This window comes from Ruegeria sp. CJ3 (assembly GCF_056536725.1).
In genome coordinates this window covers 99316-115827 of the sequence record NZ_JBQFQE010000012.1, presented here as the reverse complement: position 1 = coordinate 115827, position 16512 = coordinate 99316, and the positions used below count along the sequence as shown (strand labels likewise).

The following is a 16512-nucleotide window of genomic DNA, read 5'->3' as shown; positions in this document are numbered from 1 at the left end:
CCACTGACGTGACCGGCACCGTGACTCTGGCGGCTGGCACCGAGATGGTCATGCCCGGCGACAACGTTGGCTTCACCGTCGAGCTGATCGCACCGATCGCGATGGAAGACGGCCTGCGCTTTGCCATCCGCGAAGGCGGCCGCACCGTCGGCGCCGGCGTTGTGTCGAAGATCATCGAGTAAGTCGGCTCTGCCGACTGGTGGGCGGCAGTTGCTCTGAAAGAGCAATGAGAGCCCACACCCTCGAAATAAGGAAGGCCGCTCCAAATGGGGCGGCCTTTTCTGTTCAAATGCGCGACGTGCAGTACTCCGTACGGGTGTGCGGCTTTGCAGCGGCCTTTTTTCTTGCCACAAAGGATTCATTCACACAGGATAATCAAAGCTTTATTCTGAATTTCCTGTGGGCGAGACCAGCGGCAGCGATGGCATCACATCTTGAGCACATCTTTCTGAATGTTCTCAACATCATCCTGCCGGTGCTCATATGCGTGGCCGTCGGCTATGGCCTCGCCCGGTTCAGGGCGCCGTTCGACAACAAAGTGGTGAATGGCCTGATCTCGTGGGTCGGTTTTCCGGCCTTAGTCATTTCGCACTTATCCACCGCGAAAATCGAAGCGGACACCTTTCTGGCGGTGATGGCCGCCGCTGCGCTGGCGGTCGCGGGCTTTGCTCTGCTTGGATACATCGCCCTCAAGCTGCTTGGGTATTCGGTTCCCGCATTTCTCGGGCCGTTGATGTATGGAAATATCGGAGGAATCGGCCTGCCGGTGACGTTGCTGACCTATGGCGGAACCGGGATGGCTTACACGATGGGCTTCGTCGTGATCATTCTGCTCTGCATGTTCTCCATCGGCATATGGCTACCATCGGGGACGGTTTCGATGCGGTCGCTGCTTCGGTCTCCGGTCATCCACGCAACGCTGGTGGCCTTGGTGTTGGTGTTCACCGGCCTTCCGATGCCCAAGCCGGTTGAGGCCAGTCTCAGCATCCTTGGCGGGCTGACGATACCGCTTCTGTTGCTGACGATGGGGCACACGCTGGCGTCGTTTCAGGTCCGTGATGCGCGGCAGGCGGGGTTGCTGACAATACTGCATCTGGTTTTTGCCGTGCTTGTCGCGCTGATCGTGGTGAAGCTGTTCGGCTTTACCGGCCCGGAACGCGGTGTGGTCATCCTGTGCTGCCTGATGCCGTCATCGGTCGCCAACTACCTGCTTGCAGATCAGTACCAGCCCGACAAGGCGCCGGATGTGGCGGGGTTCATCCTGCTTTCGACGCTGGCAACGCTGCTTGTGCTGCCGCTGGCGCTGACCTTCTGGATCTGACAGAGGATGCCGGCAAAGGCGTCTGCATTGCCGGTGTTGAGATTATTCGTCGAATAATCTCGGACCTAACCGGTGAACCAGGGAAGGTAGTCCCATAAGCGAAGATCCTTTCGAGGCAGGGTTTCGATGGCCACCCCTCTTCCGACCGCTGATGGATTTTTCTTAATCCGGCCTCCACCTCATCCGAAATCTGAACACCCACCTGTGATCCGAGCCAGAGAATGCGGGGTGTGCGTCAAGCGTCCGCTTATGTCACGGGGAGAGAGTTATGTTTGGTTTCGAGTTCCTGAACTACGGGTCGCAGATTCTTCACAGCAAGGATCTGGACGACATGCGCGCGGCCGTTCTGGGCGATGACGAACAAGAAGTGAATTGCAAGGTCAGCGACTTTTGCCGCGAGCGGCGGCGTTTTGGACCAGGGCGGACCGAGTCAGCCTATCGTGTCGTGGACTGATCCAAGGCAGGGGGGTCAGTGCTTCGTACCCCAGGGCTCGCGGCCGACCATCCGGTCAGCCTCGGCGGTGATGTCGTTCATATGCTGTTCAAGGCTCAAGCGTAGCGTTTCAATCTGTTCAGGCGTCGCCTTTCGTGGCACCGGATCGGTCCATTCGCGGCACAGGAATACACCTTCGTTGCGCCACGGGCGCGGCATCAGCAGACGGTCCCAGGTTCCCGCTTCGCGCCCATGGCGGGCGGAATAGGTGATGCCGAAGACCCGCTTGCCCGATGTGCGCGCCCAGATCAGCGGCACGGTGGATGAAACCCGTTCAGGCCCGCGCGGACCGTCGGCGGCGATGCCGATCGAGATGCCCTGTTTCATCTTGCCCAGCACCTCGCGCGACAGGGCAACATGGCGTTTGCGGCTGGACATCGCGATCGTGTCCATCCCGAACAGTTTCTGCACTCGCCCCACCATACTGCCCGCGCGCGCGGCCGAGGTGATCGAGCAGATGCGCCCTTTATCGAGTGGAAAGAAATATGGCGACTGCGCCAGACGCTGATGCCACAGCACCACAATGACCGGCTCACCCTGCTGTGCCAGCTGGTCAAGTTCTTCGTACCCGATACGCTGCCACCGCGTGTTGCGATGCACCAGCCGGATATAGGTCGCAATCCGTCGCGCAAACCAGTTCAGCACGGCTTCGCTGTCGGCGATTTTCTTGCGGATGCTCAAGGCGGTGGTCCTCCTGCTGACCGGGCCATGTCTTAAAGAACTGCGCGCGGGGCGCAATGTTTTTGTCCGCCTGTCAAAGTGACCGCAAAACGCAAAAAGCCTCTTGAGTCCTTTGCGCCACTGACATATCTGATGGCCCAGCCTAGGGGTATAGCTCAGTTGGTAGAGCGACGGTCTCCAAAACCGTAGGTCGCGGGTTCGAACCCTGCTGCCCCTGCCATTCACCCGCATCCATGGCGATTTCGCACAAGGTCCTGCACGCCCGGACTGAAAGGCTTATGCGTCGAGGCAATGGCACCGCCGGACGCGTAATCGCGGTTTCATCGGCCGCCTGAATGAAATACTGTCCGCGCAGGTTAAGACGATGAGGTCTCATGTCGCGTTTCGACGGGTACTTCCTGCGGCAGCTGCTGGTGCTGTTCGGGTTTTTCACGCTGGTACTGGTGGGGGTTTTCTGGATCACCCGTTCGGTCAGCCTGTTCGACCGCGTCATCAGCGGCGGTCAGTCGGCGATGGTGTTTCTCGAATTCACCGCCCTGACGCTTCCGACGCTGATCCGGACGGTCATGCCCATGGCCGTTTTTGCCGCAGCTGTCTACGCCACCAACCGGCTGAGCCGCGAAAGCGAGATGACGGTGATGCTGGCGACCGGCTCAAGCCCGCGGCGGCTGGCGCGGGCGGTGCTGATGTTTGGGCTGTGTGCGGGGCTGATGATGGCGGTGATCAGCGTTTTCCTGCGGCCGGCCTCGGTTGAGCAATTGGAACAGCGGCAGGCCGAGGTGGCCGGTGATGTCACTGCGCAACTGCTGAATGAAGGAGAGTTCCTGCACCCCGCGACCGGCGTCACGGTCTATATCGGGCGGATCGATCTGGACGGAACCCTGCACGAGGTTTTTGTCTCGGACCGGCGCGATGTGGACAATCCGGTCAGCTATTCCAGCACTACGGCCTATCTGGTCAACCAAAGCGCGGGCATTCATCTGGTGATGCTGGATGGCGTGGCGCTGCGGTTCAATCAGGCGGGGAACACCCTGTCCTCGACCCTGTTCGAGGACGCCGCATACGATATCTCAGAACTGGCCCGCGACACCGATATCGGCAAACGCAGCCGCGAGGCCATTCCCACCATTGAACTGATACAGGACATCGAAGGCGTGGCGGTGGCCGACGAGCATTCGGTCGGGCAACTGATAGAGGAGCTGCATCAGCGGTTCTCGTGGGTGGCTATCTGCGTAGCGGTGGCGCTGGTGGGGTACTCGACACTGATGCTGGGTAGCTTTTCGCGCTTTGGCCTGTGGCCGCAGATCTTTGTGGCCTTCACGATTCTGGTCTTGCTGGAAGGCGTCCGCGGGTTCGTCTCGCCGGTGGTGATCGAGGATCCGCGCTTGTGGGGGCTGCTGTATCTGCCCGCGCTGATCGGGGTTGCATTGTCGATCCTGTTTCTGGCCATCGCCGGGCGCCCCCTGTTCCGCAAACCGGGCAGCCGCCGGACCGGGGTGCCAGCCCCTGCCTGATGTGCAGCGACGATCGCATGTCGCAAATCTGCTAGCGCGGGGTGCGTGAGCGGTTAGGCTGATCAGGGCGTACAGACCCGGAGGGCCCGCCATGTTGGACAAAAGCCACAAACCGACCTGGACCAGTTTCGAACAGGCCACCAAGGCCGACTGGGACGCCGTCATGGAATATGAAGAGGCGTATAACGCCGCGCTGCCCGACCGGATTCTCGATGCGATCCGGTCTCTGGACGAGGACTGGACACCCTATCCGGTGAACCGCTATCAGCACTCTCTGCAGGCCGCGACCCGCGCCTACGAGGACGGCGCGGATGAAGAGCTGGTGGTTGCCGCCCTGATCCATGACACCGGAGATATCCTGTCACCCTACAACCACGGAGAGCTGTCGGCGGCGATGATGAAGCCCTATGTCAGCGAGAAAACCCACTGGATTCTCAAGCATCATTGTGTGTTTCAGGGATACTACTACAACCACCATCTTGGCGGCGACCGTCACGCCCGCGACAAGTACCGCGACAGCCCCTATTGGGAGGACTGCCGCTATTTCTGCCATGAATACGATCAGAAGGCGTTCGACCCGGATTACCCGACCAGACCGCTGGAATTCTTCGAGCCCATGCTGCGCCGCGTCCTTGGCACAGGCGACGGTCATATGGAACTGAACGAGACCTCTGGCGCCTAGCAGGCCGCCATCAGGCGATAGACGATCTGGGCTGCGGTAAAGTCCCACGCAGCGTTGCCGTTGGGGGCCAGCTCCACCACGTCAAAGCCCACGCAGCGGCGGCCCCTGAGCGCGTGCTCGACCAGATGCAGCGCCTGATAATAGCCCAGCCCCCCCGGCACCGGGGTGCCCGTGGCGGGCATCTGCGAGGGGTCAAGGCCGTCGACGTCAAAGCTGACATAAACCAGTTCGGGGAAGTCCTCGGGCAGGTCGATTGCATGAAGGCCACCGGTGACCAGTTCCTCGGCATCCACGTGGAAGACATGGTTTTTCAGGCGGCTTTGGGCCTCTTCGGTGGAAAAGGCGCGGACCCCGAACTGGGCCAGACGGATGCCTTCCTCGGCCAGCAGATGCATGACCGAGGCGTGAGAGTGTTTCTCGCCCTGATAGGCGTTGCGCAGATCGGCATGGGCATCGATCTGAACAATGCCCAGCGGCTGGTTCAGCGCGCGGGCCACGCCCGTCACGGCGCCGTAGCTCAGCGAGTGTTCACCGCCCAGCGTTACCGGCACCTTGCCTGCGCGGATTGCGTCCTCGGTGCGTTGGGCCAGCCGTTCCATCATCTCGGGCAGTGGGCCGTCGCACGCCAGCGGGGCTTCGGTGAATATCCCCTCGGCGCAGGGTTCTGCATGGCCGGTGATACGTTCCAACTCGTTACTGGCTTCGATGATGGCACCGGGACCTTTGGCCGTGCCCGAACCATAAGAAACGGTGCGTTCCAGCGGCACCGGGATAACGCGGAAGCGGGCGGATTCGCTGCGTTCCGCGGCGCTGAGTTCGCTGTCGAGGAAGATGCTCATGAGAGTCTTTCTTTGAAGTCGTCGTAGCCGAATTGCCGGATGATTTTCAGGTCGTCCGTTTCGCTGTTCCAAAGGGCGATGGTGGGTAGGGGCACGCCGTTGAATGTGTTGGTTTTGACCATCGAATAATGCGCTTGGTCGAGGAAGGCAAAGCGCTGGCCGATTTCCAGCGGGTTGTCCCACGTGTAGTCGCCGATCACGTCGCCCGCGAGGCATGAGGGGCCACCCAGACGGTAGGTATGGCCCGCCTCTGCCTCGTCCATCAGGGCGGGGCGATAGGGGGCTTCGATCACGTCGGGCATGTGGCATGTGGCCGAGATATCGGTGATCGCCAGATCCATGCCATTGGTCGGCAGGTCGAGGATTTCTCCGACCAGAATGCCCGCATCCAGGGCGACGGCCTCGCCGGGTTCGAGGTAGATATCGATGTCATGTGCGGCGCGGATGGCTTTGATGAAACCCACCAGCCCGTCGCGGTCATAGTCGTCTCGGGTGATGTGATGGCCGCCGCCGAAGTTCAGCCATCTGAGTTGGCGGAGGTAGGGTTTGAGCTTTGGTTCGACTGCAACCCATGTGCGTTGCAGCGGTTCGAACCCCTGTTCGCAGAGCGTGTGCATATGCAGGCCGTCTACGCCGGTCAGGGTTTCGGCGGTCAGTTGACTAACCGGTGTCCCAAGGCGCGAGCAGGGGGCGCAGGGATCGTATTTTGGTATCTCCCCTTCGGAATGTTCGGGGTTGATGCGCAGGCCGACCTGAACATTTGCAGCCTTTGCCTTGGCAAGAAACCGGTTCTTTTGCGCCGGGGAGTTGAAAATGATGTGGTCGGACAGTGACAGGATTTCGTCGATATCGGCGTTCTTGTAACCCGCGCAGAAGGTCGCGACCTCGCCGCCGTATTCCTCGCGGCCCAGACGGGCCTCGTAGATGCCGCTGGCGCAGGTGCCGCCGAGATGCTGACGCACCAGCGGGGCCAGCGAGAACATTGAAAACGCCTTGAGTGCGCTGAGGACGTGGGCGCCGGACCGCGTGCCGATATCGGAGAGGATTGTCAGGTTTCGTTCGATCGCTTTTTTGTCGATCACGAAGCAGGGGGTGGGAACGCGGGCAAGGTCGAACTTGCGGAAAGCTCCGGCGTCGCCCGCTTGGGTGGTCATCATGTCGGACATAACCGGCGTCTCCGATTGTGGAGAGGCCGGGGGGCCAGCCCCCCGGACCCCCCGGGATATTTTTGGCCAGATGAAGTTCTGGATCTAGAATTCTACGGGGCCGTCGAGTTCGTGGACCTGCCATGGCAGGCCGTGATTGTTCAGCATGTCCATGAAATCATCCGGGTCGAGCTGTTCCATGTTCCACACGCCGGGCTGGGTCCAGTTGCCTTTCAGAACCTGCGCCGCACCGATCATTGCGGGTACACCCGTCGTGTAGCTGACGGCCTGGCTGCCGACCTCGGCGTAGCATTCCTCGTGGTCGCAGATGTTGTAGATGTAGTAGGTTTTCTCGCCCGAGCCGTCTTTGGCCTGACCCGTGGCGATGTCGCCGATGCAGGCTTTGCCCTTGGTTTCCGCGCCCAGATCACCGGGATCGGGCAGCAGGGTTTTCAGGAACTGGATCGGGATGATTTCCTTGCCGTCATGCATCACCGGGTCGATGCGGGTCATGCCGACGTTTTCCAGCACCTTGGCGTGAGTGATGTAGGCGTCGCCGAAGGTCATCCAGAAGCGGGCGCGCTCGATCTCGGGGAAGTGGGTGCTAAGCGACTCCAGTTCCTCGTGATACATCAAGTACATATTCTTTGGCCCGATGGCGGGGAAGTCGAACTCGACCTTGTGGGTCATGGCCGGGCTATGCTGCCATGCGCCGTTTTCCCAGTGGCGCACTTCAGCCAGCACTTCGCGCAGGTTGATCTCGGGATTGAAGTTGGTTGCGAATTCTTGATCGTTGCTGCCGCCATTGGCGTCCAGCACATCGATCTGGCGGATCGTGTCCAGTTTGTGTTTCTTAAGCCATGTGGCGAAGACTGAGGTAACACCCGGATCAAAACCCGAGCCGAGGATGGCGGTCAGACCCGCTTCTTTGAACCGTTCCTGATAGGCCCATTGCCAGTGGTATTCGAACTTGGCCTCATCCTCGGGTTCATAGTTCGCGGTGTCGAGGTAGTGGATACCTGCCTCAAGGCAAGCGTCCATCAACACCAGATCCTGATAGGGCAGGGCGAGGTTTACGAGGATTTCGGCACCGGTTTCGCGGATCAGCTTGACCGTGTCTTCGACCTTGTAGGCGTCCAGTTCAGCGGTTTTGATCTCGACCCCGACGCGATCCTTGACGGCTGCCGCGATGGCATCACATTTCGATTTCGTGCGGCTGGCCAGAGTGATCTCGGTAAAAATATCCGAGTTCATCGCCATCTTGTGCACGGCTGCGTGGGATACGCCGCCCGCGCCGACAACCAGTGTTTTGCCCATGGTCTGTCTCCTTCTTATTCGTAATAGGTGTAGCCGTTGATCGAGTCGCGATAAGCGCTCATCAGGGTTTTGCGGTCCTTGGCTTGCAGAGTACCGGTCGAAATCGCCTCGTCCACCATCTTGCGGAACGCGGCGACGCAGTCGGCGGGGTCGAACTCGACGTAAGACAGGACCTGACTGATCGTGTCGCCCTCTTGTTCATCCAGCAGGTCAAAGCCGCCATCGGCGCGCAGGTCGATGGTGACGACGTTGGTGTCGCCAAAGAGGTTGTGCAGATCGCCCAGCGTTTCCTGATAGGCACCGACGAAGAAGACGCCCATGAAATACTCGCCCTCATCGGGAAGGGAATGCACCGGCAGGCTGGGCGAGACACCATCGGTCAGGATGAACCGGTCGATCTTGCCGTCGCTGTCGCAGGTGATGTCGGACAGGACCGCGCGGCGGTCGGGCAGGTCGTTCAGGCCCTGCAGGGGCACGATCGGGTGTAGCTGGTCGATAGCCCAGACATCGGGCAGCGACTGGAACAGCGAGAAATTGCAGTGGTAGATGTCGGCCACCTTCTCAAGCTGTTCGTCCAGATCGGTGCCCAGATCATCGCGCGCCGCCAGCGCCTTGAGGCGGGCCACCAGCGACAGGTAGATGCGCTCGCCGCGAGCCATCTGGCGCAGGTCGACATAGCCGCGGCGGAACAGGGCGCGCAGTTCGTTGCGATAGAAGGTGGCGTCGTTCCAGCATTCCTGCAGCCGGTCGCTGGACAGGTAACCATGGACCGCCGCAAGGTCCGCGATCATGTGGTGATCGTCGGGTTCGACCTCGGGGCCGCTGGGCGCGTCATAGAGCGTGCTTTCCAGCACATTGAACACCAGCATCGAGGACGTCGCCACCACCGCGCGCCCGCTTTCGGTGACCAGCGTCGGATGCGTAATTTCGGCCTCGTCCATCGCATAGGCCACGGTTTCCACCACGTTGGCGCAATACTCGTCGACCGTGTAGTTGATCGAGTTCTCGGCGGCCCTCTTTTCGCCGGTATAGTCGACGCCCATGCCGCCCCCGAGGTCCAGATGGGTCAGCGGGACACCTTCGCGCGTGAGTTCGGTGTAATACCGGCAGGCCTCGCCCACGGCGCGGCGCACATCGTTGACGTCCTGCACCTGAGACCCCAGATGCGAATGCTGCAGCTTGAGGCAATGCAGCAGGCCCGCATCGCGCAGCTTGTCCACGGCGGCGACCAGTTGATCGGTGTTCATGCCAAAGGCCGACCGGTCGCCCGAGCTTTCCTCCCACTTGCCGCTGATCTGATTGGTCAGTTTGACTCGCACACCCAGCAGCGGTTCGATGCCCAGTTCCTCATAGACCCGGATCACCGTGTCGGCCTCTTTCGGGCTTTCCAGCACGATCACGGTGTTGAACCCGATTTTGCGGCTGAGCGTGGCCAGCTGGATGAACTCGGTATCCTTGACGCCGTTGCAGACGATCAGCGCCTCGCGGGCCAGACGATGGGCCAACGCGATGACCAGTTCCGGTTTCGATCCGGCCTCGAGCCCATAGTTGTATTTCTTGCCGCACTGGACAATGCGTTCGATCACCTGCGCCTGCTGGTTCACCTTGATCGGGAACACGCCGCGATAGCTGCCCTGATAACCGGTGCGCGCAATCGCTTCGGCAAAGCATTCGTTCAGCTTGGCAATCTCGCTTTCAAGATAAGAGCTGATGCGCAGCAGCATCGGCGCCTTGATGCCGCGTTCGTCCAGATCGCTGAGGATGCCCGGCAGGCTGATCGCGGCGGTATCGGGGGCCATCGGGTTGCACAGGCCGATCTCACCCTGCTCAGTCACCTCGATGAGGCCTTTGCCCCATTTCTCAACCCCGTAGATGGAATGCGGTGCGTCGGGCGTCTGTTTCAATCAAGTCAGTCCTTAACTCAAGGGGTGCCGGTTTCGCGCCCGCCAATACGGCAGCAGTTCGATTCGTCCAAGTGTAAACTATGTGACGGCGATTTCCGAGGTTCACCCGAAAGAACGGATAGGGATCAGGTGGTTGTCCCACTGGCAATCGGGGCGTGCCGTGATCGACGGCGCATCGCGCAGGGTTCCAAACGCGCCGGTGCCGGTTGAAAACACCAGACCTTCGGGTCCGGTTCCCAGACCGCACACATCCTGCAGCGCATAAGCTCCGGTCAGTGCGCCGCTGGCCACATCGAACCGATGCAGGGCGTTGCCGCGCGGGCAGGTGATGGCGACCGTCTGGCCGTCGGCGGAAAAGGCGATACTACCGGCATAACCCTGTAGGGTGCTCTGTTCGGTCTCTGGCGCGGACAGCAGGCGCGGGGCAGTGCCCTGCCGATGCAGGCCCAGCAGCGGGGGGTGTTGCGTCAGACCGCCCTGCCATTGCATCGCAAAGCCCACCAGCCCATCGCTGCGGACCGCCAAATGGCGGATCGAATTCTTATGCAGTGCGCGCGGCAGTTCCACCTGTTCCTGCACCACGCCCGACAGATCGGCATAGGTCAGGTTCGGCTGCATCACCGGCAGGTTCAGCTTGGTGCGGCCCGTGTCCGGGTGGGTTTCGATGCCGCCATTGGCGATGACCAGCGTTTGGCCATCCGGCATCAGCCGCATGTCATGAGGGCCGACCCCGCCCGAAGGGAACTCGTCCAGCCGGGCAAAGCTGTCGGCATCCCAGACGCCGATCACGCCCTGGGCGGCGTCATAGTTATTCTCGGTGGTCAGGAACCTGCGGCCGTCGCGCGTATAGGTGCCGTGGCCATAGAAATGGCGGCCTGCCGGGGCGTCGAGCCGCTTGATCACAGCGCCCGAGCTACAGTCGATCACAAGGGCAAACCGGCCCGGGCGGCGGGCGAAGGCGACGGCCTGCGCCCGGTGCGGGTGGGCGGCGGCGGCGTGGCCCCGCGCGGGCAGGGGCAGAGAGAACAGGATCGCCCCCTGCCCATCCAGGCCGGCCAGCCGATACGATCCATCGGGAAACAGCCCCGCCGCCAGAAAGTCGGGCGTACCGACTGAGGCCCAGCCGCGGACCGGCGCAAGACTGGTGGCGGCCAGACCGGCCAAAAAGCGGCGGCGCGAGGTCATGGTCTAATCCCCGTCCAGCGAGTTGAAACCGGCGCTGATGCCCAGCGTCGGGCCAAGCTGGGTCGCTGTGATCGCGCGGATGTCGTCGATGGACTGCTGCAGGGCCTCGACCCGGAAACGACCCTGCGGATCGGCGACCCCGGCAAAGGCCGGATCCTCCAGCGCCTGCGCCCGGTCGATGGCCCGGGCAAATGACGCGTCCAGATCGGCGGCAATCTCGGGGTGATCAATGGCCAGCCGCGCCGCGAGATCGCGCAGGGCAATCAGCGACAGTTCTACATGGCGCAGGGATCGGTCGGATCGGCGCGCCTCGGCCCGGGTCGGGCGGGGGCGGTCGTAGCTGCCCAGCGGACGGCCAAGCCGCGTGTCGCTGGTGAATTGCAGGCCGGTGGTCAGCGCCTTGAACAGCTCTTGCATCGCCTCAGCCCCCGACCGATAGGGGCTGTTGCCGCCCGGCTGTGTCAGGGCGGGGGCATAGCTCTGCCAGTCGGTGCGGATCGCGGCGGCGTTGCGGTTGATATCGGTTGTGATGGCGCGGGTCAGCGCACAGCGATAGGCGTCGCTGCCCTGTTCGGCCATCGCAGGATCATAGAGCATCCGTTCCAGCGCAAAGAACCCGCGCCCCGCGATCGAGGTTTCGGCAAAGGCGTCGGGGTTTTCGACTGCCGCATCCTCGGCGGTGATCAGACCCGACAGCGCCTTGGGCGTGAACCCCTTGGTGTCGGGCCAGAAGGCCAGTGCAAAGGCGCGGTCCCCGACCTCGGTCGGGCCAAAGCGCAGGTGGCTGGCGGAGATCCAGTCGTCGAAAGCGGCGTTATAGGCAGCGCGCAGATCAGCAGAATCTGCCGTGCAATCGGCCTGCGCCGTGGCTGACAGGACCCCGGTCGCCCCGGCCAGATCGGCAAAGCGCGGCAGGACGTGGTTTTCGGTCACATCCATCAGGATCGGCGCGCGGTCCTGCGCGGCCGCTGACAAAGGCAGCATCAGGGCGGTCACAAAAGCAAGGGTGCGCATCACAGGCTCTCCAGAAAGCGGATCAGGGCGTTGCGGTCGGCTTTGGGCATCGAGACTACCGTATCACGGGCCGCCTCTGCCTCGCCACCGTGCCACAGGATCGCCTCCAGCAGCGACCGTGCGCGCCCGTCATGCAGGAACTGGGTGTGGCCCGACACGCGTTCGGTCAGACCCACGCCCCACAGTGGCGGCGTGCGCCATTCGCGGCCCGTCGCGCGCGCCTCGGGGCGGTTGTCGGCCAAGCCTTCGCCCATATCGTGCAGCAGCAGGTCAGTATAGGGCCAAATCAGCTGAAAACTCTGTTCGGGCCGGTCGGGCATCCGGTGAGTGACATAGGCGGGTGTATGGCACGAGACGCAACCGGTGGTGTGAAACACCTCTTTGCCGCGCAGCACCTGCGGGTCATCGGTATTGCGTCGCGCAGGCACTCCCAGATTGCGGCTGTAGAAAGCCACAAGGTCCATGCCGGTCTGGTCGATCTCGAACTCGCGCACATCCCCGTCGCCATGCGGGGCATCGGTGCAATTGACCTGCGCCGCCGTGCAATCACCATGGGGGGCGGGGAACAGTGGGCTTGAGATGCCGATATCCCCGGCAAAAGCCCCGGCGGATTGCTCCATCACAGTGGGCATTCCGGCTTTGTGACCGAAGCGGCCCATCATGGGCTGATCGAACTCGGTCGACCAGACGATATTGGGCCGGCCCGAGATGCCATCGCCGTCTGCGTCATCGGGATCGGCCTTGGCCAGAAGATCCTCGACGGGAATCGACTCAAGCAAGCCCAGGCCGATCATCTGCGGCGCAACGCGCGGGCTGAGCATCGCATCGGGGTGCAGCGGGCCGTAACCCAGATCGGCGGCCTCATAGGTGGGGTGGCGCAATGATGCGGTCTCGCCCTCGGACAACTCCACCGGGATCTCTTCATAGGTGATGTCCAGCCGGTATTCCGCCGGATGGCCCGCCAGCGCGAAGTCCTGCATCTGGCCGCCATAATTCGGCTCGGGCAAGGTGGCGAGATAGTCCTCGATCCCCGCGGGCGCATCCTCGGGCGTTCCGGGGATCGAGATGCGCAGGAACATCGACACCGCGTTGTCATCGGCCCCGTTCGGCGTATGGCCGCGCCCGTCCTTGATGTGGCAGCGCTGACACGAGCGCGCATTGTAAAGCGGCCCCAGCCCGTCCGAGGCCAGCGTCGACGATGGCGATGACACCCAGATTTTCTTGAACAGCCCGTTGCCGACCCGGAAATCCAGTTCTTGTTCAAAGCTCAGATTGCCCGAGGGCTGCGAGAACGCATCCGCGTCGGTGCGCACCCGCACGGTGGCAGCCCCGGCGGACAGGTCCTCGAACCGCTGCGGCGCGCTGAAATCGTCAGGCGCAGCGGTCACGGCCTGAATGCGAGCCTGTTCGTCGGCGGTTCTGGGCAGGAAGTTCAGATGGCTGTCCCGCAGGTCAGCGGGCAGGGCGGGGGTGGCCGCAAGCACGGCCACCGGCAAAAGAAGGCTACTCGCCCTCATCCATTGTTGACGCGTTGAGTTGCGCATAGTTGGCTTCGCCAATCCTTTCGTGCAGGTCGAGCTGCGTTTCCAAGAAGTCGATATGGCCCTCTTCATCGGCCATCAATTCTTCGAACAGCGCCATCGAGACATAGTCGCCGACGCTCTGACAATGTTCGCGGGCTTCCTTGTAAAGTGCCCGTGCATCGATCTCGGCGGCAAGGTCGCATTCCAGCGTTTCCTTGGGCGTCTGCCCGATCCGCAGCGGGTCCAGCTTTTGCAGATTGGGATGGCCTTCCAGGAACAGAATCCGTTCGATCAGCTTGTCCGCGTGCTGCATCTCTTCGATGCTTTCCTCGCGGCTTTTCTTGGCCATACCGCTCAGGCCCCAATCGTCCTGCAGGCGGTAATGCAGCCAATACTGGCTGACCGCCGTCAGCTCATGCCGCAGGGATTTGTTGAGGTATTCTATGACCTTGGGATCGCCCTTCATGTACACTCTCCTGTCTGGCCCCGGCGCGAAGTGCGCGGAGCTGCAATGGGACTTCCAGATTATCGCTCGCGCGCATCGTGTCTAGGAAAAGCGGCATACAGCCACCGCAATCGGCCGATTTCCCAAGGGCATGGTAGATCTTGCCGGGCGTGATAATGGCCTGCGAATCCGACGCGCGCATCCAGTCGATCGCGGCGCGAATGTCGTGGTCCGAGATGTTGGTACAGTGGCAGACAATCATGGCGGCTCGAGTCCGTTTGGCTATTTCCTAGTTAATTAGTGGGTTATTATTTCCGGGTCCAGTCACAAGTCTCTGATGTGCATCAATACAGGCTGACCGTATTGTCGCAGACAGCAAAGGACCGGACATTGGATGCCCGGCCCCCTGATTGTGTTACTGGAAGACCGCGTTGGGGTTATCCAGGCTGTCGGACCCTTCAAAGTCGATTTGGTCCAGCTCCAGCGTGGTCACGATACGCTCGATGGTCTTGGTCTGATCGACCAGACCGTTCACGCCGCCCATGATCAGCGCCTCGCCGCCTGCATTGCCCGCTTCCAGCATCTGGTCATAGGCAAACCCGGCCTCGGCGGTGGACTTGATGCGACCCAGCGCCAGCATGGTATTGGCCAGCTTGGCTTTCATCTCGGTGTCCAGCGCCGGATCGGTGGCGGTGACCAGATCGGACAGCGACGCGCCCGAGACCGGAGTGCCGTCGATGCGAGTGTAGCTGCCCAGATAGACGTTCTGGATGCCCAGCCCATCATAGTAATGGCTGTTATGGGTGTTGTCGGCAAAGCAATCATGCTCTTCCTCGGGGTCGTTCAGCATCAGGCCAAGACGCATGCGTTCACCGGCCTGTTCGCCATAAGACAGCGAGCCCATGCCGGTCAGGATGGCGCTGACGCCAGCGGCTTCGTCCGCTGCCAGAGCGGCGCGGGCGTCGCCCCCTTCGGCCCATTGGGCGGTCATCCATTCCAGATCGCTGATCAGCAGGTCGGTCGCGGCGCTCAGATATTGCGCGCGGCGGTCGCAATTGCCACCGGTGCAGCCGTCACCCTGAACGTAGTCAGTGTAGGGGCGGTTGCCCGCACCTGCGCCATGACCGTTCAGGTCCTGGCCCCACAGCAGGAATTCGATGGCGTGATAGCCGGTGGCGACGTTCGCCTCGATCCCGTCCGCCTCATGCAGGGTGTCCGATAGCAGTTCGGGCGTGATCTGGCTGGCGTCGATGGTTTCACCCGACAGATCAAAGCTGGGGTTGGCGATGACGTTCAGCACCGCGAACTCGTTCTCATCGCTGGGGCCGCCATAGGCGGCGTCGACATAGTCGATCAGGCCTTCATCCAGAGGCCATGCGTTCACCTTGCCTTCCCAATCATCGACGATGGCGTTGCCAAAGCGATAGACCTCGGTCTGCTGATAGGGCACGCGGGCGGCGATCCACGCGGCGCGGGCGGCGTTCAGCGTGGCGTCCGACGGATCGGCGATCAGCGCGTTCACGGCGGTCTGCAGCGCTTTGGCGGCGATCAGGCTGTCGTCATATTTGGCCTCGGCGATGTTGGCATAGGTGCTCAGAACGTCCGATTTGGACGGGGCATCGGCGACGGCGGCGCTGGCGATGCACAGGGCCAGCGCGCTGGTTGCGGCGAACAATCTGGTCATTTCAGTTACTCTTTCCTGCTGTAACGGAGTATTTGGTCACCGCTGCAGCGCGATGACGGACAGGGCGTTTTCTGAGAGAATTAGTCAACAAAGTCAACCTGAGTTTTTTTATCAGACAATTTGCCTCACCACTGACCCGCTATAAATGGGGGGGATCGAAGGGCGTTCTGGTGGTTGCAGGGGGTTGTAAATTAACTAAAATGATCAATGTATTTTAGATGGTGATTGTAATGAAATACGCGGCAATTCCACTGTTTCTTCTGCCGGTCGCGTTGATGGCTCAGGGTGCACATTCATCTGGTGCCCATGCGCATGGGGTCGGGCATTTGGGTGTTACGCTGTCCGACGGCGCGGTTGCGCTGGTGCTTGAGGTACCCGGCCACGATATCGTGGGCTTTGAACATCCGGCCGAGAACGAACAGGATCGTGCCCGTGTTGCGGATGCGATCTCGGACCTGTCCGAGCCGCTGACCCTGTTCGAACTGCCGCCCGAGGCGGGCTGCATCACCGCATCGGCCAATGTGGCGCTGGTCGGCGACGCCTTCGGTCAGGATGAGGCGGCAGAGAGCGGCGGTACCGCGCATAATGAATTTCACGCCGATTACCTGCTTCAGTGCGAGGATATCGCGGCGATGAATATGATCCGGTTCACTTATTTCGACCGCTTCACGAAAGCGCGGAGGCTGAGCGTTCAGCTGACCTCACCCACCGGTACGCAGGACGTGGTGGTCCAGCGTGAAACGCCCCTGCTGACCTTGCCGTAAG

Annotated in this window: 17 protein-coding genes and 1 tRNA gene; 7 read left to right on the top strand and 11 right to left on the bottom strand. The window is 61.7% G+C overall.

The window, feature by feature from the left end; translation table 11 throughout:
- From ACR0J1_RS17930 to ACR0J1_RS17920, 3 genes are all read left to right on the top strand, one after another.
- On the top strand, positions 1-182 hold a 182-nt coding region (locus tag ACR0J1_RS17930; protein WP_480459566.1), incomplete at its 5' end, for an EF-Tu C-terminal domain-related protein.
- 44 nt (positions 183-226) lie between these two features.
- Complete coding sequence (locus ACR0J1_RS17925; protein ID WP_480752359.1) at positions 227-1321, top strand: AEC family transporter; 1095 nt, start codon at positions 227-229, stop codon at positions 1319-1321.
- Positions 1322-1589: 268 nt separating this feature from the next.
- The gene (locus tag ACR0J1_RS17920; protein WP_480532868.1) at positions 1590-1775 is read left to right on the top strand and encodes a hypothetical protein; all 186 of its coding nucleotides are present in this window, start codon (positions 1590-1592) and stop codon (positions 1773-1775) included.
- 15 nt (positions 1776-1790) lie between these two features.
- Here the strand turns inward: ACR0J1_RS17920 and ACR0J1_RS17915 are convergent, their stop codons facing one another.
- Entirely contained in the window at positions 1791-2495 is a 705-nt protein-coding gene (locus ACR0J1_RS17915; RefSeq protein WP_480734056.1) for a lysophospholipid acyltransferase family protein, read from the bottom strand.
- Between the two features lie 144 nt (positions 2496-2639).
- On the opposite strand from ACR0J1_RS17915, the gene ACR0J1_RS17910 reads away from it, so the two are divergent.
- The 3 genes from ACR0J1_RS17910 (at position 2640) to ACR0J1_RS17900 (ending at position 4691) form a co-directional block, all read left to right on the top strand.
- A tRNA-Trp gene (locus ACR0J1_RS17910) sits at positions 2640-2715 on the top strand.
- A 154-nt stretch (positions 2716-2869) separates the two neighbouring features.
- Entirely contained in the window at positions 2870-4009 is a 1140-nt protein-coding gene (gene lptF, locus ACR0J1_RS17905; protein WP_480734055.1) for an LPS export ABC transporter permease LptF, read from the top strand.
- A 91-nt stretch (positions 4010-4100) separates the two neighbouring features.
- Entirely contained in the window at positions 4101-4691 is a 591-nt protein-coding gene (locus ACR0J1_RS17900; RefSeq protein WP_480734054.1) for an HD domain-containing protein, read from the top strand.
- Here ACR0J1_RS17900 and speB read toward each other — a convergent pair.
- The 10 genes from speB to ACR0J1_RS17850 all read right to left on the bottom strand — a co-directional run bounded on the left by speB (position 4688) and on the right by ACR0J1_RS17850 (position 15747).
- Entirely contained in the window at positions 4688-5530 is an 843-nt protein-coding gene (gene speB / locus ACR0J1_RS17895; RefSeq protein WP_480734053.1) for an agmatinase, read from the bottom strand. The genes ACR0J1_RS17900 and speB overlap by 4 nt on opposite strands.
- Entirely contained in the window at positions 5527-6696 is a 1170-nt protein-coding gene (gene nspC / locus ACR0J1_RS17890; RefSeq protein WP_480734052.1) for a carboxynorspermidine decarboxylase, read from the bottom strand. Before nspC ends, speB begins: the two co-directional genes overlap by 4 nt.
- Before the next feature lie 84 nt (positions 6697-6780).
- Entirely contained in the window at positions 6781-7992 is a 1212-nt protein-coding gene (locus tag ACR0J1_RS17885; protein ID WP_480734051.1) for a saccharopine dehydrogenase family protein, read from the bottom strand.
- Positions 7993-8006: 14 nt separating this feature from the next.
- Positions 8007-9896: a biosynthetic arginine decarboxylase gene (gene speA, locus ACR0J1_RS17880; protein WP_480734050.1), complete on the bottom strand. Its 1890-nt coding sequence runs from the start codon at positions 9894-9896 to the stop codon at positions 8007-8009.
- Between the two features lie 102 nt (positions 9897-9998).
- A complete protein-coding gene (locus tag ACR0J1_RS17875; RefSeq protein ID WP_480734049.1) occupies positions 9999-11081 on the bottom strand; it encodes a DUF1513 domain-containing protein in 1083 nt (360 codons plus the stop codon).
- A gap of 3 nt (positions 11082-11084) precedes the next feature.
- Positions 11085-12095, bottom strand: coding sequence for an imelysin family protein (locus ACR0J1_RS17870; RefSeq protein ID WP_480734048.1), 1011 nt, complete (start codon positions 12093-12095; stop codon positions 11085-11087).
- Positions 12095-13585: a di-heme oxidoreductase family protein gene (locus tag ACR0J1_RS17865; RefSeq protein ID WP_480734059.1), complete on the bottom strand. Its 1491-nt coding sequence runs from the start codon at positions 13583-13585 to the stop codon at positions 12095-12097. Before ACR0J1_RS17865 ends, ACR0J1_RS17870 begins: the two co-directional genes overlap by 1 nt.
- Before the next feature lie 13 nt (positions 13586-13598).
- Positions 13599-14084: a bacterioferritin gene (gene bfr, locus ACR0J1_RS17860; protein ID WP_008756985.1), complete on the bottom strand. Its 486-nt coding sequence runs from the start codon at positions 14082-14084 to the stop codon at positions 13599-13601.
- On the bottom strand, positions 14032-14325 hold the full coding sequence (locus ACR0J1_RS17855; protein WP_480734047.1) for a (2Fe-2S)-binding protein: 294 nt from the start codon (positions 14323-14325) through the stop codon (positions 14032-14034). Before ACR0J1_RS17855 ends, bfr begins: the two co-directional genes overlap by 53 nt.
- Before the next feature lie 153 nt (positions 14326-14478).
- On the bottom strand, positions 14479-15747 hold the full coding sequence (locus ACR0J1_RS17850; RefSeq protein WP_480734046.1) for an imelysin family protein: 1269 nt from the start codon (positions 15745-15747) through the stop codon (positions 14479-14481).
- Between the two features lie 230 nt (positions 15748-15977).
- Here ACR0J1_RS17850 and ACR0J1_RS17845 point away from each other — a divergent pair, with 230 nt between their 5' ends.
- Complete coding sequence (locus tag ACR0J1_RS17845; RefSeq protein ID WP_480734045.1) at positions 15978-16511, top strand: ZrgA family zinc uptake protein; 534 nt, start codon at positions 15978-15980, stop codon at positions 16509-16511.
- Position 16512 lies beyond the last annotated feature (1 nt).